This window comes from Lentilactobacillus farraginis DSM 18382 = JCM 14108, assembly GCF_000583655.1.
GTDB lineage: Bacteria > Bacillota > Bacilli > Lactobacillales > Lactobacillaceae > Lentilactobacillus > Lentilactobacillus farraginis.
In genome coordinates this window covers 1-25221 of record NZ_BAKI01000037.1, presented here as the reverse complement: position 1 = coordinate 25221, position 25221 = coordinate 1, and the positions used below count along the sequence as shown (strand labels likewise).

Here is a 25221-nt window from a genome sequence, read left to right as displayed (position 1 = left end):
TTGCTTCTTAGGGATTGTAATTCAAGCTTAATTTGCTATAATTGAGCTTTGACATTTGAGATGGAGATAATAAGAAATGAAGAAAAATACGGCTACGGCTACCATTAGTATTGTGTCAATTGCCGCCAACACGGCAATCGCGATTATCGCTGCCGCATTGTTGGCAGCCCAGTCAATGCCAAGCAACAAAGATCATAAGCATCATGGTCATCACCATAAAAATTGATCATAAAAGGGAGCTTATCATGGAAGACAACATTAAATTAGGGAACCCGGTTTTTGATAAAATGCTGTTTGTATTGGACCGACCCGTAACTGAAGCCAATCATAAAGATTATCGTTTTGAAAACGAAGAACTTCTTCAAATTAGTGACGGTGTCTGGGCCATGCCGGCTTATATGAAAGCCGACGATGATTTCAGCTTGTTTTTCATCATTACGGAAATTGAAGCCGGCCAGACGGTCTTGGCATTTTCGACCGGTGAAAAAAAGGGGACCGATTTCTCATTAAGCAACCCGATTTTAACGGGTCAGGGGCTAAACCTGCTGACGACCCATGACAAGGATCGGGCAGCAAAAATTTTGCACTTTATTAATCAGATTTCCAAGGCAGCAGAGGGAAATTGGCGAATGGTTGAAGATTGATTAATCAAAACCGGTTGCAATTATCCTGAATCCTGTTAAACTGATCTTAAATTTTGAACTTTTCGAGGTATAATTATGGAACTTTCATTAGCTGAATCAGCAAGGCAATTCAATGTAACACCGGATGTCATTGCTGACTACATTACTGAAGGACTGGTCCCGAGTAAGCCGAGCCTGGCAAGTGGGACAACGTTGGACGATCGGGATATGTATTGGGTGGATTTGGTCCACTGCTTTATTCAAAACGGTTCCTCGATTCAGGAAGTTAAAAAGTTAATCGAGCGCTGCGATATTTAAAACGGCATTTGCAGTGATACTTTTGTTGAGATTATAGACAAAACAATTGTTTAATCATGGAGACGATGATATTCTAGGCATAGGGAGAGCTGTACCCTTTTTTGTCGTTAATTAGATTCTCGTTTGTATTGATGTTGGATTACGCAGGTAATGATAACAACAAAGAGTTCCATCGTGCGCTTAAGCACTTTGAGTATCCAATGATAAATTTGGATCAGTCTTCGGGTATGAACGAATTAAAATTTAGTTAAAACCAACGGGGATGACAGCTCTTCCGAATGGCCACTGCCAAGTCTACTTGGCAGTGGTTTTTGTATACCTAAAAATATTTTTGGGAAAGATGGAAATTTTAATTTACAAATGTTATAATAATACATAGATTGGAGTGTTGATTAATGGAGGGAAATGATCATCAAAAGCGCGACGTCCTGAGTGGCCGCCGGTTTCTTTTAGTGACGGTTTTGAATGTTTTTATCACAATTGCCGAATTTGTCGGCGGTGCGCTGTCTGGAAGTCTATCACTGATTTCCGATGCGTTTCATAATTTGGGGGATTCTTTTTCAATTGCGTTCAGCTATGCGGCACATCGAATTAGTAAAAAGCGTCAAAATGAACGGAATACTTTTGGCTATAAGCGAGCGGAAATTATTGCCGCTTTCTTAAACGCCATCGCCTTGTGTCTGATTTGTGTGTTTTTGATTATTGAAGCAGTTAAGCGGATTTCACATCCGGAAACAATTAACGGTAATTTAATGTTAATTGTTGCTATAATAGGATTAATTGCCAATTTTGCGTCTGCCTTTTTATTAAATGCCGGCGCAAAGCGAAACTTGAATATGCGGGCGACTTACCTGCACATTCTTAGCGATGCGTTGTCATCGGTTGCCATCATTATTGGTGGTATACTAATTGACATATTTGGTTGGGTTATGATTGATCCGATTGTCACAATTTTGGTTGCTGTGTATATTTTTTATGAGTCAATGCCGATTATTCGCCAGACTTATCGGATTCTGATGCAGGGGCCCCCGCACTGGATTATCCGGCAATTAAACGTGACTTGTTGAAAATTGATGGCGTTTTTGGTGTTCATCATGTTCACGCATGGTCGATTGATGAACACAACGTTATCTTTTCAGCCCATGTTAACATGCACGATATGAAAATCAGTGAGGCCCAAAAAATCTATACCGAAATTGACGAACTGATGAAAAACAAATATCATATGTGTCATGTTACGATTCAGGCCGAGACAACCCGTGGCGAAAATGAAGATATGATTTACGATCGAGGAAACGACATCCCGTAATTCTGTCAGCTTAAAGAATAGAATATAGGAGATTTTAATTTTAATGACACCAATGAAAGAAGACTATTTAAAAATTATTTTTGAACTCGGTGGTGCAAATAAATTAGTCAGCAATAAACAGATTGCGATTAGTTTGGATATCGCTGCCGGTTCGGTTACAGAAATGGTTAATAAAATGGTCGATGAAGACCTGGTTACGCACAAGCCGTATTCCGGCGTCCGCTTAACGGCTTCCGGGACTCGGTATGCCGAAGAATTAGTTCGGAAACATCGAATCTGGGAAACCTTTTTAATTAATGTATTGCATTTTGATTTACCGGATGTCCATCGAGAGGCAGAACAACTGGAACATGTTACCAGTAACAAAATGATTGATCATTTGGATGACTTTTTGGGGCATCCCAAAAGATGTCCCCACGGTGGCATTATTCCTGATAAAGATGGCCATTATGAGAAAGATCATGATAAAGTATTGATGGCTGCTAAAGATGGTGAAGAGGTTGTGGTTAATCGGTTTATTGATAATCATGATCTACTGACACTGTTGGGCGACATTAAATTGGACCTGGGCGATCGGCTAAAGATCCTTCTCACGATCCGTTTGAAGGGTCCGTAATTGCACAAAATTTGACGGATAAAAAGAAGTTAACGATTGGCTATAAAACCGCCCACTATGTCTTTGTAAAATAGTCACCCTGGGCACTTTATGGACGACTGGCTTGTTTAATTTTGATTCGTCTATGCCAAGGTGGGTTGCTTAATGGATGAAGAACAAAGGTATGAACAAAAGCGGCAGCATGATCAGCTGGTGCTGGATACCTGTATTCTGGCGGGAACGATTATGATTGAATCCGGATCGGAAATGACCCGGGTCAACAATACGATTTTACGAATTGCTCGAAACGCCGGTTTGGCTAAAGCCCGGGTTTACGTCACTGTTACGGGGATTATTATGTCCGGCGGCGTAGCGGACGTTGGTGCCCAGGTTGGGGCGATTGATAAACGGTCCTTTGATTTGGAAAAAGTAGCTAAAGTGAATGAATTATCTCGGCGATTTGAGGCTAAGCAAATCGATATTGACGATTTTTACGATCAGCTGATTCATATTGACGAAATTGTCGGAACGTTTCCACTATGGGTCCAAGAGATTGTGCCGGGATTGTCAGCGGTGCGTTAATTGTTGTCTTTCGAAACAACTTGGCGGACTTTTGGATTACCTGTTTAGTCGGAATGGTTGGTTGGGCGGTCTTGTACTTTTTAAACATCTACGTGCAAATCCGCTTTTTGAGTGAGTTCTTGGCGGCGGCAGCGTTGCGGCTTTGGCAATTTTATCCGTTCAGCTCGGCTTGGGAAAGCAGGCTGATGATATTATAGTTGGCGGGATGATGCCGCTGGTGCCGGGAATCCCACTAACCAACGCAGTTCGAGACGCGTTATCCGGCAATTTGATCAGTGGGCCGGCCCGGGGAATTGAGGCGTTAATCAGCGCCTGCGCATTGGGTTTTGGCGTCGCGATTGCATTACATTTTATGTGAGGTTGGTAATTTAGATGAATCCGGTAGAATTTTTTATCATAAAATGTATTTGCGTTTATCTTTCGGGCGTCGGCTTTGGCCTGATCGTGAATTTGCCGCACAGGGCATTAAACATTGCCGGGATTAACGCCTTTATCGGCTGGCTGGTTTATTACGTGATTATTAACACGTGGGGCGGCCTTGGTTCAGCCAACTTTTTTGGTGGTTTGTGTATCGGGGTTGCCTCGGTGATTATTGCCCGTTGGAAAAAAATGCCGAGTATTTTGTTTGACGTCCCAGGATTGGTACCACTGGTGCCGGGCGGGCAGGCCTATAACGCGATCAAGAGTTTTGCGATGGGCAGCTATCAGGCTGCTTTCAGCTACCTTTCGGAGGTTATTTGGATTGCCGGCTCGATTGCATTAGGCTTTATTGTCGCTGAACTGGTTAACAAAATCCGGCTTAGGTTTGAACGTGATTTAAAGAAGTTAAAACAATTCAAAAAGTTTTGAGACTGGACTCAGTTGAAAACTGGTGCAGGATGAATGAAATAGCATACAACGTCGTGTGGGACTGGACAAACGTAATTTTGTTCAGTCCTTTTTTGCTGGATTAGTCGCGAGATTACTGAAACCGGCTGATGATTGGTATTGACAAGTGAAGAGATCTCGATTACTATGTTTATGAAATCATATTATACGTTGTATAGTATTATAGAGGTGATAGCATGGCAATTCAAATCAGTTCGGAGCTGCTGGACGGGTGCGTGCTTGGCCTGTTAATGGAGAATGATTATTACGGTTACGCGCTGACTCAGAAGGTGCAGGCATCTATTTCCGTCTCGGAATCGACAATGTATCCGGTCCTTCGCAGGTTGAAAAAAAATCAATTACTGACCACCTACGACGAGCCATATCAGGGGCGTAATCGCCGTTACTACCAAATTACTGCTGAAGGCAAGCGGCAATACCGGGTTATTCAAAACGAATGGCGGGATTTTAAAATGGGAGTTGATCAAATGTTGGGAGATGATTCGGGTCATGAATGACTATATTGAAGAGTTAAAATCATTGTTGACACAGCTGGCTGCTGAGGAAAGAAGTGACGTGGTGGACTTTTATACGGAGTATTTACAGGATGGCCATTTCAAGACTTATAACGATTGTGTCAGGGAGCTTGGTACGCCGCATCAATTGGCTCGAAAGGTTTTGGCTGATTACTCGATTAAAAATTTAAACACGGCTTCGCGTTCCGGTAATCGGACCAGCCATCCCCGTGACGATGTCAAAACAATTTGGCTGATGGTCCTGGCTGTTTTATCAACACCGATTACGATTCCATTGGCATTAGGGGCAATCGGCTTGTTTATTGGTGTGGTTGCAGTTGCCATTAGTGTTTTGCTTGCAGTTCTTGGCGTTGGGTTTGGCGTTGTCTTTGGTGGTTTGGTCTCATTTGCGACTGGTATCAGTGTTGTCGGCAGTGATTTTTGGGTCGGCATGTTTTATTCAGGTATTGGACTGGTTGCAATTGGGGCAGTCATTGTATTAATCCCAACCTTTAAGAGCTTGTTCGACGGGACTATCCATGGCATTACCCTGTTTTCAAAGTGGCTGTACGATAAGCTGGTCACGAGAAATCGGGCTGAGAAGCATGAAAGGGGACAGCGAAAATGAAACGAACCGTTGTTATCGGTATGATCACTATGGCTGTTGGCGTGTTGTTGGCCGTTGTTGCGCTGGGGCATTCCGGGTTAAAAACCGTTTATTGGGAGCACAGTGGCTTTAAAGTTGCCAGGACCAGCCATTCTTCCAAGACCTATCAAAGGGAATATACCAATAATCTTAGGCAAATTGATTTTTCAACTGGTGATAAAGTTGAAGTTCGGACTGGTGAGGTCGCTAAACCAACTGTCACCTACCCAGCTGGCACTAAAGTCAAGCGGACCGGCAATCAATTGGCCATTCACTCTAAAATCAATCACCACACTTGGCGGATCGGCTTTGATGTCGATTCAGATGAGGAAGATGATTATGGGACCACAGTTGTGACATTGCCAAAGAAAAATAAGGTTAGTCAAATTAGTGGCCGGTTTGATGATGAAGTCTCGCTCAACAATTTAACCCTGAAACGGTTTCAAATGCGTGGCAGTGCCGATGTGAACATGCAAAGCGTACGGTTGAAGTCGACTTTGGACATCAACAGTGACGGTGGTGATGTCGCGTTGAGTCGGGTAGTAGCGCCGGCAATCTCGCAAAGCAGTGAGGGTGGCGACATTGAATTACATCATTGCCGTTTTAGTGACGGTACCAGCGATTTATCTTCGGATGGCGGTGATATTTCATTGAATAGCAGTCATTTTTCAACAGTTTCACTGATTACCCAGGGCGGCGATATTTCCTTTAGTAATAACCAAATCAACACCCACTTATCCGCTGAAACGGCGGGTGGCGATATTGATGGCCGGATTCTTGAACCGGATAAGGCCAAGGTTACGGCAACGGCTGACGGTGGCGACCATGAATTGTTTGGTCGGGATACGCATGCTTGGAATTTGGATAAAGAGGCCCGGGTTTCCTATAGTTTATCAACTGACGGCGGCGATATTACGATTGACTAACTGAATGATAAACCGGCGTGTTAAGAGGTTGGCACTTGGATTGGCTGCCAATCTTTTTTAATTGGTGCCGGCTGCCGATGGCTTTCAATTTGGTGGAACTTTAAGAGATTGGAAAATTTGGCAGCTTGAAAAAAAGGCGGCGGTGGATGTGATATACTCAAAACTGATATTTATTTCGTAGAGAGGATTGTTGAAGATGTTAGGGAACGAAGGCTACATGATGATTGATAAGGATGTGAACCGGGCGTTTAAGCTGCTGGTCAGCATCATCATCACCCTGTTGTTATCAATTTCAGTCGCGTTTAATTTTGATTACTTGCAATTTTTAGATTCAATTTTCACGACTGCAATCCAAGGAAAGGCACCAAGCGAGCTTTTAGAGAAAATATATACGGGGGTATCATTTTTTGCGAGCCCCAAAATGGATATCCTGTGGGTCTTTGTGATTGCCTTTTTCCTGTGGGGATTTAAATATAAGGTGCCGGCATTATGGGCGTTATTTACTCTGGGAGGCGGCGACATAGTCGGTTTTGTCGTTAAGCACCTGGTGAAACGTCACCGGCCGCCGCTTCACCTGGGCGCTGATAACGGCTTTAGTTATCCCAGTGGCCACGTACTCGGGGTCTTTTTACTGATGGCAGTCTTGTGGATCGCGGTCATACCTCTGATTAGGCAGGCGTCACTTCGGGTTGTACTGCGAATCCTAGTCGGCTTGGTTATTATTCTGGTGATGTTTTCCCGGGTTTATCTAAACGCCCACTATCCCACGGATACGTTGGGTGGCTGCCTGGTTGGCTATAGTTGGCTGTTGATATCGGAAATGTTTTACGTGAAGTACGCACCACAAGTTGCCCGGTTCCGATTCGTTGTTAACACAAAGGTTTAACTGCGTCTGAGATAAGTAATTGTCGGTGTTAATGTTTTTGAGAGGTCCTGCAATTGACAATTTATACCAAACGTCTGGCGATTCGCCGACTTGATTTAAATGATTATACTGAATACGCGGCTTTAACGGCACATAAGGAAGTTGCCAGCGGGGCCGGATTCGATTTGATCAGTAATCCCCAAATGATTCAAAGTGCGTTAAAACGTCAACTGAAGGCCTCTGGCACGCTTGGCATTTTTCGGGGCTCCAAATTGATTGGTGCCATTTTATTGTTCGAACGGGTCGGCCGGGGTGGTCGACCGGATCCCAATCATTTTGAAATCAGCTATTTTTTGGCGCCGGATTGTTGGCATACCGGTTATATGAGCGAGGCCATAACGGGTCTGCTGCCGGTACTCCGGTCTGCCTCGGAGATTCGTTCGTTAATTGCCGAAGTCTTCACGGATAATCAACAATCACTTGCGCTTTTAAAACGCCTGCATTTTAGATTCAAGGCGGAACTGCGGGATCCGATTGTCGGCCGCAGAAAAGCGATTTTTGAACTTGAACTGAAGTAGGCGAGCCGGCTTTGTTGTCAGAAGTGGCGATTTGAGTTACAATTCTTAGTGTTAAAAAAGTAAATAATCAGATAAATCAATGTATTCGAGTAGAGGCGCATTCATTAAGAGTATATTTCAGGAACTTGAAAAGAAGTGGCGACTGAAGTAAAAAGGGATGAATGCCGAAATGGGCAGTTACTTTTCTGACTGTTCGTTGGGACTTAATTTAACAGGTTAAGGACTGTCGCAGCAGGCGTGTTGCGGGGAGCTATCAAGATGTTGTGAAAAAACACTTATGGTCTCTTTCAATATATTTGAAAGAGCTTTTTTTGTGGTCTGATTTGATGATAAATATAAGAGACGAGGTTTTAGATGATGAATGAAAATGGAAATGGCGACAGCAACGGCCAGGTAAAGCGGGGGCTTAAGGCACGGCACGTGTCGATGATTGCCCTTGGCGGCTGTATTGGAACCGGCCTGTTTGTTGCCAGTGGATCAGCAATTTCGCAGGCTGGGCCGCTGGGTGCCCTGACAGCTTACTTCTTTATGGGGATGATGGTTTACTTCCTAATGACCAGTTTGGGGGAAATGGCCACGAACATGCCGATTTCCGGATCGTTTGCTGCTTACTCGGCAAAGTACGTGGACCCGGCGTTGGGATTTGCGATGGGGTGGAACTACTGGTTTAACTGGGCAATTACAGTTGCGGTTGATATCAGTACTGCCGCTTTGGTAATGGCTTCTGGCTTCCTAACGTGCCGCAATGGATTTGGAGTGCCATTGCCTTGGCATTAATTTTATTGATTAATGCGATGTCCGTGCGGGCATTTGGCGAAACCGAGTTTTGGATGTCCCTGATCAAAGTCGTTACGATTATTATTTTCCTTGGGATTGGCTGTTTGACAATCTTCGGGATTATGGGCGGTCATTTTATCGGCTTGCGAAACTTTACAATCAAACAAGCCCCGTTTGTCGGTGGTTTTCCGGCAATCCTGAGCGTCTTTGTTGTCGCCGGTTTTTCATTTCAAGGAACCGAATTGGTTGGGATTACGGCTGGTGAATCACAGGATCCGCAGCACAGTGTTCCAAAAGCCATTAACGAAGTCTTTTGGCGAATTATTCTCTTTTACATCCTGACAATTTTTGTAATTGCAGCCATTATTCCTTACACCAGTCATTCACTTTTGGGGTCGAGTACAACCGATATTGCGATCAGTCCATTTACCCTGGTCTTTCAGCGAGCCGGTCTGGCAGCGGCCGCAAGTGTGATGAACGCGGTTATTTTGACCTCCGTCATTTCCTCGGCCAATTCTGGTATGTATGCTTCGACACGAATGCTTTACTCGCTTTCAAACAGTGGTTATGCACCGAAAAAGTTTGGGAAGACGGCGCCGAACGGGATCCCGTATTACGCGTTGATCGCAACCACGGTTGTTTCGCTTCTAACGTTTATTTCAAGTATTGCCGGACCGAAGATTTATATGTGGTTGGTGGCAGCTTCTGGTTTAACCGGCTTTATTGCCTGGTTTGGGATTGCCATCTCGCACTATCGCTTTAGGCGGGCCTTTGTCAAGCAGGGACACGATTTGAAAGAGCTGAAATATCATGCTAAGCTATTTCCGTTTGGACCAATCCTTTGTCTGATTTTATGTATCTTGGTTATTGTTGGTCAAAATCCGAGTGCTTTCTTACACTTTGATTGGAAACAGATTTTGGTTACTTATATGAGTGTGCCGTTGGTATTGGTTCTTTACATTGGCTATAAGTTGAAAAAGCATACGAAAATCATTCCACTTGAAAAGGTCGACGTTTCCCCATCCCATGAGGAAGAGGATTTATCAAAATTAAATGAAAAATGATTATTTTTCAAAAGATTGGGCTATCCATTGAAAAGGGCGGCCCAATTTTTTTATTGTACAGAATACGGGCAACAGCGTATAATAAACGAATGAAATTTAAAAATTGGTCTATTAAAAATATGAGGTGATATTGATGACGAAAAAACGCCTTTCAAAGGGTAAGTATGAAAGAATGTTGAAATTAACGACTAATGACGGAATAGTCGATGCATTGGCGTTAGATCAACGTGGATCACTTGTTAAGATGATGAAAAAAGCTTCCGAAAAATACGGAAAGCTTTTCAGTATGAAAATGGTTTATGATTTTAAAGAAACGGTTTCCCGCGTACTGAGTCCTTTAAGTTCTGCTGTTCTGTTAGACGAACAAATGGGCTTTAAAGGGATTGCGGCCAAAGCAGCGGATACCGGGTTGATTATGTCTTACGAAAAAACCGGCTATGATGCAAATGAACCCGGCCGCCTGCCGAGCTTGATTCCGGATCAGTCTGCCCAAATTATGGTTTCAAAAGGTGCAGACGCTTTAAAAGTGTTATTGTATTTTAATCCGGACGATCCCGATGAGATTAACGATCAGAAAAAGGCATTTGCTGAACGCTATGGAACGGAAGGCTTGGCGGCTCAAACACCGACTTTCTTGGAAATCGTTACCTATGATGATAAATATGATAGTAAATCATTGGCGTTTGCCAAAGAGAAGCCCGACTTTGTACTTCGCGCAATGAAGGAGTTTACCAAGGATAAGTATCATATTGATGTTTTGAAGATGGAAGTACCGTTTAACCCGACCTATATTGCAGGGTGGAATAGCGACACGACTGAATCAGCCTATACCGAGGAACAAGCTAAAGACTACCTTAAGCAGTTGAGCGATGCGGCTAGTCGACCGTTTATTTTTCTTAGCGCGGGAGTGCCGACCGACGTTTTTCAACGTGAACTAAAGCTTGCCGGTAGTGCCGGTGCTGCCTTTAACGGTGTCTTAAGTGGCCGGGCAACTTGGATTGACGGCGTCGAGATATTTGTTCGCGACGGAGAGGCCGGCTTGGTTGACTGGCTGGAACATAAAGGAACCAGAAATGTTACCGAGTTAACCAAAATCCTTGGCGAAAATGCGACACCGTGGTTTGAAGCTTATGGTGGTAAAGACAATATCGAAGTGGTTGATATTTCCGATTTGCAATAAATAATTACCAGATGTTGCGCCCGACATTTAGAACTAGTACAATATATTGTGCTGTTATTAAAATGAATAAGGGGATTTCAACATGCTTGTTTTAGCAGGAACCATTGGTGCCGGAAAAACGTCGTTGACGCAAATGCTGGCAAAACATCTTGATAAGCCGGCTTATTACGAATCGGTTGATAATAATCAGATTCTGCCGCTTTTCTATAAAAATCCGAAGAAATACGCGTTTTTGCTGCAAATCGACTTTTTAAACCGGCGCATGGCCGACATAAAGCGAGCCTGGCAAGATGAAGAAAGTATTTTGGATCGGTCGATTTTTGAGGATTCATTGCTGTTTCACTTGAATGCCGACCTTGGTCGGGCAACTGAAACGGAAGTCGATATTTATGATTCGCTGCTTCAAAATATGATGCAGGAATTGCCACACGCTTCTCACAGTAAGAATCCCGATTTGCTGATTCATATTAATATTTCTTTTGAAACAATGTTAAACCGAATTAAAAAGCGGGGCCGACCTTATGAACAGATCGACAGCGATCCGGGATTATACCAATATTACAAGGACTTGAATCAGCGTTATCAAAGCTGGTATCGGCATTATGATAAATCGGCTAAAATGCAGATTAATGGCGATCAGCTTGATTTCGTGGAAAATGATGCTGACAAACAGGCCGTTTTTAATTTGATTGATGAGAAATTAAGTCAATTAGCAATTTGATGGCTTGTGATTTGAAAATGGATTGGTTATAATCAAGTCAGATTAAAACGTTTTGTGCCTATTTAGTAGATTTCAGAGAGGCAATGGTTGGTGTGAATTGTCATCGAATATTCCAGCACAAGGAAACGGGCGGGTAATGCCGCACGGCCGTATGCCGTTACCATACTTTGAGAGCTCGGCTATGTCGAGAACTTGGGTGGTACCGCGAAAAGAATCCTTCGTCCCAGTGATGAGGGGTTCTTTTTTTGTGCTGTAATTGTCAGCTACTAATATTAACAGCGTTTAATGGATAACGAGGAGGAGAAGCATAATGCTGGATATAAAAAAGATTCGAAAAGATCCGGAGTTTACAAAGAAAAAATTGGCAACCCGGGGGATTAAGGCGGAAACAATTGATCAACTGTTGGATTTGGATGCCAAAAGACGAGACTTGATTGTCAAATCAGAATCGTTAAAGGCAACTCGAAACGATGTTTCTGACAAAATCTCGCAGTTGAAGCGAAGCAAGCAGGACGCTTCCGAAGCAATTGCCGAAATGAAGAAAACGGGGCAAACAATTAAGGAGTTGGATGAGCAGCTTCGTCAAATTGAAGAAGACGAAAATAATTTAGCCGCCCATTTGCCGAATATTCCAGCTGATAATGTGCCGGTTTCACTGACTGAAGAAGGCGCGGTCGAGCTTAGAAAAGTCGGTCAGATTCCGTCGTTTGACTTTGAGCCAAAACAGCACTGGGATATTGGCGAGGATTTAGGCATTTTGGATTTTGAACGAGCTGCCAAAGTATCCGGCAGTCGGTTTGTTTACTACATTGGTGATGGTGCACTGCTTGAACGGGCGGTTTATAATTTCTATTTGGATCAAAATACGGCAGCCGGATATCAGGAAGTTATTCCACCATATATGGTTAATGATGATTCGATGTATGGCACGGGCCAGTTCCCTAAGTTCTTAGAAAATAAAGCCGGCTACGAAATTACCGGGACGGATTTAACGATGATTCCGACTGCCGAAGTGCCACTGGTTAATTATTATCGTAATGAGGTGATTCCAGAAGAAAAACTCCCGGTTTCCTTTACAGCTTTAACACCGGCTTTTCGTTCGGAAGCCGGTAGTGCCGGTCGGGATACCAAAGGTTGATTCGACTGCACCAATTTAATAAGGTTGAAATGGTGAAGTTTACCAAACCGGAAGATTCATGGGATGCATTGGAACAAATTACGCATCAGGCGGAAGAAAATTTAAAGAAGCTGGGGCTGGCTTATCACGTAATTACGCTGACAACTAGTGACATGAGCTTCACGGCGGCAATGACTCATGATTTGGAAGTCTGGTTCCCGGCTCAGGATAAGTACCGAGAGATTTCCAGTTGTTCAAATACAACCGATTTTCAAGCACGTCGATCGCACATTCAGTATCGGGATGAAGACGGTAAACTGCATTATGTTCACACCTTAAACGGTTCGGGGCTGGCAGTCGGTCGGACGGTAGCCGCAATCTTGGAGAATTATCAAAATGAAGATGGGTCGGTAACGATTCCGGAGGTTCTGCGTCCGTACATGCATGGCAAGACCAAGATTGAAAAGCAGCAATAAAAAGTAAAATAATAAAAAATCCGGGGAGCCTTTTGACGTATTTAATTTATGTAACCCAAAGCAAAAGCCGAAATAGATCCAAGTGCTTGGGTTACAGCATGATTGCAATGAGATCCCCCTCTCTTTGTGATTGGTTAATGGTTTTCCCCAGTTCTTGAATACGAGCCAAGCTACAGGCTTGTTGAAAGGAAGCGTTGGGGCCGAAGCAGATTACTGTTTCGGCCCCTTTTTATAAACTGAACCAGTTTAAAGGGCGACGTATCAGGAAACAATAAAAAAATTGCTGAATTTAAAAATTCTGCTGGTAAAGATCAATAAAATACGCTATAATATTTCTTGTCGGAAATTTACTAAACGCTTTCGATAGTTATCAATCGGCTGATTAATTTAAAAATTACTGCTTGACTTCGTTTGAGTATTAATGGTAAAATTTAATAGTTGTTTTGATGATGTAACTACCAACAACATATGGATTCATGATTAATTTCATGGAGGATTAGCTCAGCTGGGAGAGCATCTGCCTTACAAGCAGGAGGTCACAGGTTCGATCCCTGTATCCTCCATTGAGCCGTTAGCTCAGTTGGTAGAGCATCTGACTTTTAATCAGAGGGTCGGCAGTTCGAGACTGCCACGGCTCATTGCCAGTTTTTATACAATGCGGGCGTGGCGGAACTGGCAGACGCGCTAGATTTAGGTTCTAGTGTCTTATGACGTGGGGGTTCGAATCCCTTCGCCCGCATAGAACCATTATATATCCTGCCGACTTAGCTCAGTTGGTTAGAGCGCTTCACTAGTAATGAAGAGGTCGGGCGTTCGAATCGTCTAGTCGGCATTTTGCGGAAGTAGTTCAGTGGTAGAACATCACCTTGCCATGGTGGGGGTCGCGGGTTCGAATCCCGTCTTCCGCTTCCTCGATATTGTGGAAGCATCGAGATACTTAAATTTAATATTATTATGCACCCATAGCGCAACTGGATAGAGTGTCTGACTACGAATCAGAAGGTTGTAGGTTCGACTCCTACTGGGTGCATTTTTTATTGCCGTTCTTTCTTGGAATTATCTTTTCGGGAAGTAGCTCAGCTTGGTAGAGCACCTGGTTTGGGACCAGGGGGTCGCAGGTTCGAATCCTGTCTTCCCGATTTTTTTGTCACAGGCCCTTGGTTTGTGATATATTATTAATGTTAACTAAATAATTGATTATCGGGAAATAGCTCAGCTTGGTAGAGCACTACGTTCGGGACGTAGGGGTCGCAAGTTCAAATCTTGTTTTCCCGATTTTTTTGGCTCTTTTTTCTCGATTATCGGGATTAGAGTTGATTTTTCTTCCATAATGTTATATAAAATACTCCTAACTTGGTAATGTTACGCAACCGGTTGGGAGTCTTTTAGTTAAACGGCGAATCCTTTTCTTTGCATTTTCTCACTTTCTTCGTATAATTAAAGTCAATATTAGTCAAAGAATTGGGTGAGATTATGGCCGACGAAAACATTTCTGATTTAATTGAACGTTACTTAAAGGAAATACTCGCCGATAACGAACAGGTTAAGATTCGTCGATCGGAAATCGCCGGATTATTTGACGTTGTTCCGTCGCAGATTAATTACGTGATCAACACACGTTTTACAATTCAAAATGGATACATTGTTGAAAGTAAAAGGGGTGGTGGCGGCTACATTAGAATAGAAAAAGTTCATTTATTAGATGACATTGACGTGTTGAATTCACTCATTGACGCAATTGGCAATCGATTGTCGAAAAGAGATAGTGAAACGATCGTTCAAACGTTATATAATAATGACTTAATTAATCGTCGCGAAGTAGGAATTATTTTGGCAGCGATTGATAAAGATGCAATTGACCTTAACAATAGTGATTTAACTGATATTATGCGGGCAAACATCATGATATCAATATTAAATCGTTTGCGTTATGAACGATAGAAAGCGAGGGTATCTATGAATAATTTATTCACTCCAAGCGCTAAGAACGTTTTAACCATTGCTCAGGAACAGGCAAAGAAATTCAAGCACCAAGCTATCGGTACTGAGCACCTGTTACTAGGTCTACTGATTGAAACCAACGGAATCGCATATAAAGCTCTTCAACAGTTCTCAGTGACTGCGGAAGATATTACAGAAGAAGTAGAACGCTTTGCCGGGTATGGTAATTTAAAGGATCTTAGCAGTAACGATTATTTACCATACTCTCCCAAGGCCAAAGAAGTATTGGCACAAGCAGGTGAATTTGCCAAGAAAAATGGGGTTCCAAAAGTTGGCACCGAGCACATTTTGCTTTCACTGTTAACGGATGAAACCATCCTTTCTTCGAGAATTCTGATTAACCTGGGCCTTGACTTATCGCAAATTCGAAAAGTAACGCTGAGAAAAATGGGTATTAGCGGTGGTTCAATGGCTTCCAACATGGCGACGAATAAGCGTGGTGCCCGGCCGTCCAAGCAAAAGGACAGTAAGACACCAACGATTGATTCATTGGCTCGTGATTTAACGGAAATGGCTCGTGAAAATCGTTTGGACCCAACCATTGGTCGTGATCTGGAAGTTAAGCGAGTTGTTCAAATTCTGGCTCGGCGGACTAAAAATAATCCGGTTTTAATCGGTGAACCCGGCGTTGGTAAAACAGCCATCGCAGAAGGTTTGGCGGAAAGAATTGTTAACGGTGATGTACCGGGTGATATGGTAAATAAGCGATTAATGATGCTTGATATGGGCTCGTTGGTTGCCGGCACCAAGTACCGTGGTGAATTTGAAGACCGACTGAAGAAAGTCATTGAAGAAATTTACCAAGATGGCAACATCATTCTCTTTATTGATGAGCTTCATACCCTGATTGGCGCCGGTGGGGCTGAAGGCGCAATTGACGCTTCCAATATTTTAAAGCCTGCCTTGGCTCGTGGAGAATTGCAGTTGATTGGTGCGACAACGCTTGATGAATATCAAAAGTATATTGAGTCGGACGCTGCTTTGGAACGTCGGTTTGCCAAAGTAATGGTTGACGAACCAACTTCTGATGAAACAGTTCAAATTCTAAAAGGTTTGCGGCCAAAGTACGAACAACATCATCACGTTGAAATTACCGATGAGGCGATTCAGACAGCCGTTAATTTGTCCAACCGTTATATTAGTGACCGGTTCCTGCCGGATAAGGCGATTGATTTAATGGACGAAGCGGCGGCCAAAGTTCGAATTGACCATTTGCAAAATTCTGATGTAGTCGATGATCATAAGGAACTATCAGACCTGCTCGACCAATTGAACGAAGCATTGGTTGCCCAGGATTATGAGAAAGCTTCCAAAATCCGTAAACAGGCAAATAAACTTCAGGATACCTTAACAAAGCAGGATGAGGCACCTGAGGATGACAATGATGCACATTACCCGGTTAAGGAAACCAGTCAGGATATTGCGCAAATTGTTGCTGAGTGGACTGGTATTCCGGTTACCCGTTTAAGCAAATCCGAGGCAGATCGTTTAGTTAATTTGGAGTCTGTTCTCCATCAACGGGTTGTTGGTCAGGAAGAAGCCATTTCGGCGGTATCACGATCGATTCGGCGGGCTCGAAGTGGTTTGAAAGACCCTAACCGTCCAATTGGTTCATTCATGTTCCTGGGGCCTACCGGTGTTGGTAAAACCGAGCTTGCAAAAGCAGTGGCCGAAGCGGTCTTTGGTTCTGAGGAAGACATGATCAGAGTTGATATGAGTGAGTATATGGAAAAGTACTCAACCAGTCGTTTGATCGGGTCGGCTCCAGGGTACGTTGGTTATGACGAAGGCGGTCAGTTGACTGAAAAAGTTCGTCAAAAGCCTTATTCAGTTGTCTTATTTGATGAAGTTGAAAAAGCCCATCCGGATGTTTTCAACTTGTTGCTTCAAGTTTTGGACGATGGTTACCTGACAGATTCCAAAGGTCGAAAGATCGACTTTAGAAATACGGTTATCATCATGACTTCCAATCTTGGTGCGACAACGCTTCGGGATAAGAAGACGGTTGGGTTTGGCCAAGAGGACACCAAGGAAGATTACGGTGCAATGAAGGATACAATCAAAGCAGCACTGAAACAACGCTTCCGTCCAGAATTTTTGAACCGAATTGATGAAGTCGTTATCTTCCACTCCTTAACCAAAGCTGAACTTGATCAGATTGTTAAACTGATGACCAAGCCGGTTATTAAACGAATTCATGATCAGGGGATTGATATTAAGGTTACCAAGACGGCAATTGGCATCATTTCGAAGGTCGGCTTTGATCCGCAATATGGTGCACGTCCAATTCGGCGGGCAATTCAAACGGAACTTGAGGATAACCTGAGCGCCAAGTTACTTTCAAAGGAAATTGTACCCGGTGATTCCGTCACGGTTGGTGGTCGGAATAACCAGATCACAATTTCTGTTAAGAAGCCTAATCGACAAACCTTAGTTGATAATAAAAAATAAAATATGATTCAGAAGACTTTTATTTGACAACTGTGTCATTAGTTGGTATAGTCTTAACTGTATTTGTTGTGAATCGAAATGGTTAATGCGATCTATTGTCCGGATTAACCTGCATAAAAAACCAAAAGCAAGTTGAGCTTGTTTTTGGATTTTTTTTGCCAAAAATCAGTTAAAAAGGGCAATTGTAATCAAAACGTAATATTTCGATTCTGGAATTTTGGAGAGGTGAAAAACTTGGCAGGACACTTAGTTAAATATGGAAAACACCGTACCCGACGAAGTTACGCACGGATTAAAGAAGTGCTTGATCTCCCAAACCTTATTGAAATCCAGACTAATTCTTACAACTGGTTTTTAAAAGAGGGACTTCGCGAAACCTTCGATGGGATTATGCCAATTGATGATTTCCAAGGGAAGCTTTCATTAGAGTTTGTGGATTATCAGTTATTGGAACCAAAGTACACTGTTGATGAGGCACGTGAACATGAAGCAAATTATTCGGCACCACTTCATATCACACTGAAATTGACCAATCATGAAACCAATGAGATCAAAACCCAAGACGTATTCTTTGGCGACTTCCCATTAATGACCGATCAAGGAACTTTTATTATCAATGGTGCTGAGCGGGTTATTGTTTCCCAATTGGTCCGTTCACCCGGTGTCTACTATCATGAAGACACTGATAAAAATGGTCGTATTTCATATGGCACCACGGTAATCCCTAATCGGGGAGCCTGGCTGGAATTTGAAACCGACTCAAAGAATATCGCGTATGTTCGAATTGACCGAACTCGAAAGATTCCGCTGACCGAACTGGTAAGAGCTTTGGGCTTTGGCAGTGACAGTGAAATTACCGATATTTTGGGTAATAATGACAGTTTGGAATTAACGCTTGAAAAAGATGTTCATAAAGACACTGATGATTCAAGAGTTGAAGAATCGCTGAAGGATATCTATGAACGGTTGCGGCCAGGTGAACCTAAAACTGCTGATTCATCGAGAAGCCTGCTGACAGCCCGCTTCTTTGATCCAAAGCGTTATGATATGGCACCGGTTGGCCGTTATAAGACTAACAAGAAGCTCAGCTTGAAGAACCGCCTCTTGGGCCTGACTTTGGCTGAAACGCTTGCTGATCCGGAAACCGGTGAAGTCATTGTGCAAAAGGACACGGTTATTACCAAAGATGTCATGAAAAAGTTGGCACCTTACCTGGATCAGGATGATTTTAAGGCCTACACTTTTAATCCTTCCGACGAAGCCGTTGTAACGAAACCAATGACTGTTCAAATTATTAAGGTTTACTCAGTAACGGATCCCGAAAAAGTTGTGCCGTTAATTGGTAATGATAATATTCCACTCGAGTTTAAGCATATTACGCCAGCCGACGTTATTGCTTCGATGAACTATTTCTTTAACCTGCAGGAAGGCATTGGCTCAACCGATGATATTGATCACTTGGGTAACCGACGAATTCGTTCAGTGGGTGAATTATTGCAAAACCAATTCCGAATTGGTTTGTCACGGATGGAACGGGTTGTTCGTGAAAGAATGTCAATTCAGGATACGTCAACCGTTACGCCACAGCAATTAATCAATATTCGGCCAGTGGTTGCTTCAATTAAGGAATTCTTTGGTTCATCACAATTGTCACAATTTATGGATCAAACCAATCCGCTTGGTGAATTAACGCATAAGCGTCGGCTGTCAGCTCTTGGACCTGGTGGTTTAACGCGTGATCGTGCCGGTTATGAAGTCCGAGATGTTCACTATACCCACTATGGCCGGATGTGTCCGATTGAAACACCCGAAGGACCAAACATCGGGTTGATCAACAGTTTGTCCAGTTACGCCCGGGTTAATAAATATGGCTTTATTGAGACACCATATCGACGGGTTGATTGGACAACGCATAAAGTTACCGACCGAATTGATTATTTGACGGCTGATGAAGAAGATAACTTTGTTATTGCGCAGGCCAACTCACCATTGAATGACGATGGCTCGTTTGTTAATAACGTGGTTATGGCCCGTCACAAGTCAAACAACATTGAAATCGGTATCGATAAAGTTGATTATATGGATGTTTCTCCTAAACAAGTTGTCGCGGTTGCGACGGCATGTATTCCTTTCTTGGAAAACGATGATTCCAACCGTGCCTTAATGGGTGCCAACATGCAGCGTCAGGCGGTTCCTTTGGTTAATCCGCACGCACCACTTGTTGGAACGGGGATTGAATATAAAGCAGCTCATGATTCCGGGGTTGCACTGATCTGCAAGTTTGCCGGAACAGTTGAATACGTTGATGCTCGCGAAATCAGAATTCGTCGTGATGATGGAACGCTTGATAAGTATAAGCTGATGAAATTCCGTCGTTCAAACGGTGGTAAGAACTACAACCAACGTCCGATTGTCCGAGTTGGCGATCACGTTGATCCTGATGAAGTATTAGCTGATGGTCCATCAATGGAGGGCGGCGAGTTAGCGCTCGGTCAAAATCCAATCGTTGCCTTCATGACTTGGCAGGGATACAACTTCGAAGATGCCATCGCGATTAGTGAGCGATTGGTTAAAGACGATGTATACACGTCAATTCATATTGAAGAATATGAATCGGAAACTCGGGATACCAAATTGGGACCTGAGGAAATGACTCGTGAGATCCCCAACGTCGGTGAAGATGCCCTGAAGAACCTTGATGACAGCGGGACAATTCGCATCGGGGCGGAAGTTCACGATGGTGATATCCTGGTTGGTAAAGTAACGCCTAAAGGAGTCACTGAGTTATCTGCCGAAGAACGATTGCTTCATGCTATCTTTGGTGAGAAATCACGAGAAGTTCGAGATACTTCATTAAGAGTTCCTCATGGTGGCGGCGGCATTATTCAAGATGTCAAAGTCTTCACCCGTGAAAACGGCGACGAATTGTCACCAGGTGTTAACAAGATGGTTCGGGTTTATATTGCCCAGAAGCGTAAGATTCAAGTCGGTGATAAAATGTCCGGTCGTCATGGTAACAAAGGGACTGTTTCGGTTGTTATTCCGGAAGAGGATATGCCATTCTTACCAGACGGAACGCCGGTTGATATCATGTTGAGTCCAATGGGTGTGCCTTCACGAATGAATATTGGTCAGGTTTTGGAACTTCATTTGGGAATGGCTGCTCGAAAGCTTGGTATTCACGTTGCAACACCGGTTTTTGATGGGGCAACTGATAAGGACATTTGGAACGCTGTTCGCGAAGCCGGCATGCCAAAGGATGGTAAATACATTCTTTATGACGGCCGAACCGGTGAACCATTTGATAAGCCAATTGCCGTTGGGGTCATGCATTATCTGAAATTAGCCCACATGGTTGATGATAAGATTCATGCCCGTTCAATTGGACCTTACTCACTTGTTACGCAACAACCACTTGGTGGTAAAGCACAATTTGGTGGTCAGCGTTTTGGTGAAATGGAAGTTTGGGCACTTGAAGCTTATGGTGCTGCCTATACACTTCAGGAAATTTTAACTTACAAATCCGATGACGTTGTTGGCCGGGTTAAGACCTACGAAGCAATTGTTAAAGGTGAACCAATTCCTAAGCCGGGTGTTCCGGAATCATTCCGGGTTCTGGTAAAGGAATTGCAATCACTGGGTCTTGACATGAAAGTTCTGGATAACAGTCACAAAGAAATCGAGCTGCGGGACCTTGACGATGATGACGATGTTGTCAACGTTGATGCCCTGAGCAAGAAATCTGATAAAAAAGATTCACAAAAAACCGGTTCGACTGAAACAACTTCTGATAAACAAGAAGCTGCCGATCAGCCAACCAAACCAACCAATGTAAACAATAGTAATGACTAATCATGGGAGGTCAAACTAGTGGTCGATGTTAATAAATTCGAAAGTATGCAAATTGGGCTAGCCTCTCCCGACAAAATTCGAAGTTGGTCTTACGGCGAAGTTAAAAAGCCGGAAACCATCAATTATCGAACGTTAAAACCGGAAAAAGACGGTTTGTTTGATGAACGAATTTTTGGTCCGACAAAAGACTGGGAATGTGCTTGTGGTAAGTACAAGCGGATTCGATACAAGGGAATTGTCTGTGACCGATGTGGCGTTGAAGTTACCCGTTCCAAGGTTCGTCGTGAACGAATGGGCCACATTGAATTGGCAGCTCCGGTTACCCATATTTGGTACTTTAAAGGAATCCCGAGTCGAATGGGACTTGTTCTTGACATGAGTCCGCGTGCTTTGGAAGAAATTATTTACTTTGCTTCATACGTGGTTATTGATTCCGGTAATACACCATTGGAGAAAAAACAATTACTTTCAGAACGTGAATATCGTGAAAAGAAGACCGAATATGGCCCTCGTTTTGAGGCTCAGATTGGTGCCGAAGCAATTAAAACATTGTTGAATGATGTTGATGTTGCCAAGGAAGTAAATGAATTAAAAGATGAATTGAAGAATGCAACCGGTCAAAAGCGGACCCGGGCAGTTCGTCGTTTGGATATCTTGGAGGCCTTTGTGCAGTCCGGCAATAAGCTTTCTTGGATGGTCCTTGATACGATTCCGGTTATTCCGCCTGACTTACGGCCGATGGTTCAATTGGAAGGTGGCCGTTTTGCCACTTCTGATTTAAACGATTTGTATCGTCGGGTAATCAACCGTAACAACCGATTGAAGCGGCTGCTTGATTTGAACGCACCCGGAATCATTGTTCAAAATGAAAAACGGATGCTTCAAGAAGCTGTTGATGCTCTGATTGATAATGGTCGTCGTGGCCGTCCGGTTGCCGGCCCTGGTAATCGTCCGCTTAAGTCCTTGTCACACATGCTGAAAGGTAAGCAGGGACGTTTCCGTCAAAACTTGCTTGGTAAGCGGGTTGACTACTCCGGTCGTTCAGTTATTGATGTTGGCCCAAGTCTTAAGATGAACCAAATGGGGTTGCCGGTTCCAATGGCTATGGAATTATTCAAGCCGTTTATTATGAAGGAACTGGTTGGCCGCAAATTGGCTTCTAACATTAAGAATGCCAAACGAAAGATTGAGCGTCAGGATGACGATGTCTTCAATGTTTTGGAAGATGTTATTAAAGAACACCCGGTTCTATTAAACCGGGCCCCAACACTTCACCGTTTGGGAATTCAAGCATTTGAACCGGTTTTGGTAAGTGGTAAGTCGATGCGATTGCATCCGCTGGTCTGCGAAGCTTATAATGCCGATTTTGATGGGGATCAAATGGCGATTCACGTGCCGCTGTCAGACGAAGCTCAGGCTGAGTCACGTCTCCTAATGCTGGCTGCCGGTCATATTCTTGCGCCTAAGGATGGTAAGCCGGTTGTAACGCCATCACAAGATATGGTTATTGGGAACTATTACCTGACGATGGAAGAAAAGGGCCGTGAAGGTGAAGGGATGATCTTCAATTCACCTGATGAAGTTGGCCTGGCTTTCAGAAATGGGATTGTTCACTGGCATACCCGAATCGGGATCAAAGCTGCTGCTTATCCTGATAAGTCGTTTACCAAAGAACAGCTTGGCAAGATTCTGGTAACTTCCGTTGGAAAAGTTATCTTTAATCGAATTTTACCGAAGGACTTCCCGTATATTAATGAACCTACCGAAACCAATATTAATGGGTTCGTTGACGACAAGTACTTCCTGGAAGCAGGTGAAGATATTCATGAACATCTTCAAAATGCCGAATTGGTACCGCCTTTCAAGAAGGGCTTCTTGAGTGATATTATCGCGCAGGTTTATAAGATTTATAAGGTTACCGAAACGTCACTCTTCCTGGATCGAATGAAAGACCTGGGTTATGATGAATCGACCAAGTCCGGTTTGACAGTTGGAATTTCGGATATTACGGAACTGCCAGACAAGCAGGAAATTATCGATGGTGCCCACAAGAAAGTGGAAATGGTTACCAAGCAGTTCCGACGTGGTTTGATTACCGACCATGAACGTTATGAACGGGTCATCGGTATTTGGAACGATGCTAAAGATGATATTCAAAAACGTTTGATGGAAGCACAGGATCCGCAAAACCCAATCTATATGATGAGTGATTCCGGAGCCCGTGGAAATATTTCAAACTTTACGCAATTAGCCGGTATGCGTGGCTTAATGGCTGCTCCTAACGGTGAAATCATGGAATTGCCGATTACGTCAAACTTCCGTGAGGGACTTTCTGTTTTGGAAATGTTTATTTCTACCCATGGTGCCCGTAAAGGAATGACTGATACGGCGCTTAAGACTGCAACTCAGGATACTTGACCCGTCGATTGGTTGATGTGGCTCAGGATGTTATTGTCCGTGAGAAGGATTGTGGCACCGATCGTGGCCTTACCATCAGTGCGATCACTGAAGGTAATGAAATGATTGAACCGCTTTATGATCGGATTGTTGGTCGTTATGCATTGAAGACGGTTAAGAATCCTCAGACCGGTGACGTAATTGTTCCGGCCCAAACGATGATTAATGAAGACCAAGCCCAAAAGATTGATGAATTGGGGATCAAAGAAGTAACCATTCGATCAGCCTTTACTTGCAATACCGTTCATGGTGTTTGCGAGAAGTGCTACGGTCGAAACATGGCTACCGGCGATGAAGTTGAAGTTGGTGAAGCTGTTGGAACGGTTGCTGCCCAATCAATCGGTGAACCTGGTACGCAGTTGACTATGCGGAACTTCCATACCGGTGGTGTTGCCGGTAACGCTGATATCACTCAAGGATTGCCACGAGTTCAAGAAATTTTTGAAGCCCGGAATCCAAAAGGTAAAGCTGAGATTAGTGAAGTAACGGGAACAATTGAATCAATTGAAGAGAATCCGGCTGAAAGAACCAAAGAGATTACGGTTAAAGGTGAGGCGGATACCCGGACTTATACGGTGCCAATCACTGCCCGAATGAGAGTTGCAGAAGGTGATTTCATTCACCGTGGTTCTGCACTGAATGAAGGTTCTGTTGATCCAAAGGAACTTTTGAAGGTTCGCGATGTTCTTTCAACTGAAAATTACCTCTTGCATGAAGTTCAAAAAGTTTACCGAATGCAAGGTGTGGAAGTGGCTGATAAGCACGTGGAAATCATGATTCGACAAATGCTTCGAAAGGTTCGAATCATGGATCCGGGTGATACTGATGTACTTCCTGGTACGTTAATGGATATTAACGATTTCAGAAGCAGCAATGCTGACACGGTTATTTCCGGTGGTATTCCGGCAACTGCCCGGCCAGTGCTGCTTGGAATTACCAAAGCCGCTCTTGAAACAAATAGTTTCTTGTCTGCTGCCTCATTCCAGGAAACAACTCGGGTTCTTACCGACGCTGCTATTCGTGGTAAGAATGATCCGCTGGTTGGTTTGAAAGAAAATGTTATTATTGGTAAATTGATTCCTGCTGGTACCGGTATGCCGGATTACCGTGGAATCAAGCCGGAAGAAATTGGCGGTTCTTCCACTGATGGTGTTTATTCCATTAGTGAGCTTGAAGAAAAAATGAAAGCTGAAGATGCCAAAAAGAGTAATCCAACCAAGACAACCAAGTAAATAATAAGTTTTTGTTGTTAAAAGGGGTATCGGCGTTTGCCGATACCCCTTTTAACAGTACATAAAATT

At 43.5% G+C, this 25221-nt stretch carries 14 protein-coding genes, 8 tRNA genes, 6 pseudogenes and 1 riboswitch; all 28 genes and pseudogenes read left to right on the top strand.

From position 1 onward, the window contains the following. Positions 1-76: 76 nt before the first annotated feature. The 28 genes and pseudogenes from JCM14108_RS14840 to rpoC all read left to right on the top strand — a co-directional run bounded on the left by JCM14108_RS14840 (position 77) and on the right by rpoC (position 25152). A complete protein-coding gene (locus tag JCM14108_RS14840) occupies positions 77-226 on the top strand; it encodes a hypothetical protein (RefSeq protein WP_169790413.1) in 150 nt (49 codons plus the stop codon). Positions 227-245: 19 nt separating this feature from the next. Next, complete coding sequence (locus JCM14108_RS10810) at positions 246-644, top strand: hypothetical protein (protein ID WP_035180793.1); 399 nt, start codon at positions 246-248, stop codon at positions 642-644. Between the two features lie 75 nt (positions 645-719). Next, on the top strand, positions 720-941 hold the full coding sequence (locus JCM14108_RS10805) for a MerR family transcriptional regulator (RefSeq protein WP_035180792.1): 222 nt from the start codon (positions 720-722) through the stop codon (positions 939-941). 395 nt (positions 942-1336) lie between these two features. Continuing rightward, positions 1337-2250: pseudogene (locus tag JCM14108_RS10800) on the top strand (cation diffusion facilitator family transporter). A 43-nt stretch (positions 2251-2293) separates the two neighbouring features. Beyond that, positions 2294-2940, top strand: a pseudogene (locus tag JCM14108_RS10795) (metal-dependent transcriptional regulator). 70 nt (positions 2941-3010) lie between these two features. Then, positions 3011-3785, top strand: a pseudogene (locus tag JCM14108_RS10790) (threonine/serine exporter family protein). Positions 3786-3799: 14 nt separating this feature from the next. Further along, positions 3800-4276 carry a threonine/serine exporter family protein gene (locus JCM14108_RS10785; RefSeq protein WP_035180791.1) on the top strand — a complete coding sequence of 159 codons (477 nt, stop codon included), beginning with the start codon at positions 3800-3802 and terminating at the stop codon, positions 4274-4276. Positions 4277-4491: 215 nt separating this feature from the next. Beyond that, entirely contained in the window at positions 4492-4812 is a 321-nt protein-coding gene (locus tag JCM14108_RS10780) for a PadR family transcriptional regulator (protein WP_035180790.1), read from the top strand. Beyond that, positions 4805-5437: a DUF1700 domain-containing protein gene (locus JCM14108_RS10775; RefSeq protein WP_035180788.1), complete on the top strand. Its 633-nt coding sequence runs from the start codon at positions 4805-4807 to the stop codon at positions 5435-5437. The genes JCM14108_RS10780 and JCM14108_RS10775 overlap by 8 nt, the downstream gene beginning before the upstream one ends. Further along, on the top strand, positions 5434-6381 hold the full coding sequence (locus JCM14108_RS10770; protein WP_035180787.1) for a DUF4097 family beta strand repeat-containing protein: 948 nt from the start codon (positions 5434-5436) through the stop codon (positions 6379-6381). The genes JCM14108_RS10775 and JCM14108_RS10770 overlap by 4 nt, the downstream gene beginning before the upstream one ends. 196 nt (positions 6382-6577) lie before the next feature. After that, on the top strand, positions 6578-7267 hold the full coding sequence (locus JCM14108_RS10765) for a phosphatase PAP2 family protein (protein WP_035180786.1): 690 nt from the start codon (positions 6578-6580) through the stop codon (positions 7265-7267). A gap of 53 nt (positions 7268-7320) precedes the next feature. Next, a complete protein-coding gene (locus JCM14108_RS10760) occupies positions 7321-7824 on the top strand; it encodes a GNAT family N-acetyltransferase (protein ID WP_035180784.1) in 504 nt (167 codons plus the stop codon). An 82-nt stretch (positions 7825-7906) separates the two neighbouring features. Next, positions 7907-8085, top strand: a riboswitch (Lysine riboswitch). A 96-nt stretch (positions 8086-8181) separates the two neighbouring features. After that, positions 8182-9665 (top strand): annotated as a pseudogene (locus JCM14108_RS10755) (amino acid permease). 133 nt (positions 9666-9798) lie between these two features. After that, the gene (locus tag JCM14108_RS10750) at positions 9799-10845 is read left to right on the top strand and encodes a tagatose 1,6-diphosphate aldolase (protein ID WP_035180782.1); all 1047 of its coding nucleotides are present in this window, start codon (positions 9799-9801) and stop codon (positions 10843-10845) included. Positions 10846-10927: 82 nt separating this feature from the next. Next, positions 10928-11566, top strand: a complete 639-nt coding sequence (locus tag JCM14108_RS10745; RefSeq protein ID WP_035180781.1) for a deoxynucleoside kinase — start codon at positions 10928-10930, stop codon at positions 11564-11566. 310 nt (positions 11567-11876) lie between these two features. Next, a pseudogene (gene serS / locus JCM14108_RS10740) lies at positions 11877-13159 on the top strand (serine--tRNA ligase). Positions 13160-13649: 490 nt separating this feature from the next. Beyond that, a tRNA-Val gene (locus tag JCM14108_RS10735) sits at positions 13650-13722 on the top strand. A gap of 2 nt (positions 13723-13724) precedes the next feature. Beyond that, positions 13725-13797 (top strand) — tRNA-Lys (locus JCM14108_RS10730). Between the two features lie 19 nt (positions 13798-13816). Continuing rightward, positions 13817-13898, top strand: a tRNA-Leu gene (locus tag JCM14108_RS10725). Positions 13899-13917: 19 nt separating this feature from the next. Beyond that, positions 13918-13991: transfer RNA gene (locus JCM14108_RS10720), tRNA-Thr, on the top strand. A 4-nt stretch (positions 13992-13995) separates the two neighbouring features. After that, positions 13996-14067, top strand: a tRNA-Gly gene (locus JCM14108_RS10715). 48 nt (positions 14068-14115) lie between these two features. Further along, positions 14116-14189: transfer RNA gene (locus JCM14108_RS10710), tRNA-Arg, on the top strand. Between the two features lie 35 nt (positions 14190-14224). After that, a tRNA-Pro gene (locus JCM14108_RS10705) sits at positions 14225-14298 on the top strand. Positions 14299-14360: 62 nt separating this feature from the next. Continuing rightward, a tRNA-Pro gene (locus tag JCM14108_RS10700) sits at positions 14361-14434 on the top strand. Between the two features lie 198 nt (positions 14435-14632). Then, entirely contained in the window at positions 14633-15100 is a 468-nt protein-coding gene (locus tag JCM14108_RS10695; RefSeq protein WP_035180780.1) for a CtsR family transcriptional regulator, read from the top strand. Positions 15101-15115: 15 nt separating this feature from the next. After that, a complete protein-coding gene (locus JCM14108_RS10690) occupies positions 15116-17611 on the top strand; it encodes an ATP-dependent Clp protease ATP-binding subunit (RefSeq protein ID WP_035180779.1) in 2496 nt (831 codons plus the stop codon). 225 nt (positions 17612-17836) lie between these two features. Next, positions 17837-21463, top strand: a complete 3627-nt coding sequence (rpoB, locus tag JCM14108_RS10685) for a DNA-directed RNA polymerase subunit beta (RefSeq protein WP_035180778.1) — start codon at positions 17837-17839, stop codon at positions 21461-21463. 18 nt (positions 21464-21481) lie between these two features. Next, positions 21482-25152: pseudogene (rpoC, locus tag JCM14108_RS10680) on the top strand (DNA-directed RNA polymerase subunit beta'). Positions 25153-25221 lie beyond the last annotated feature (69 nt).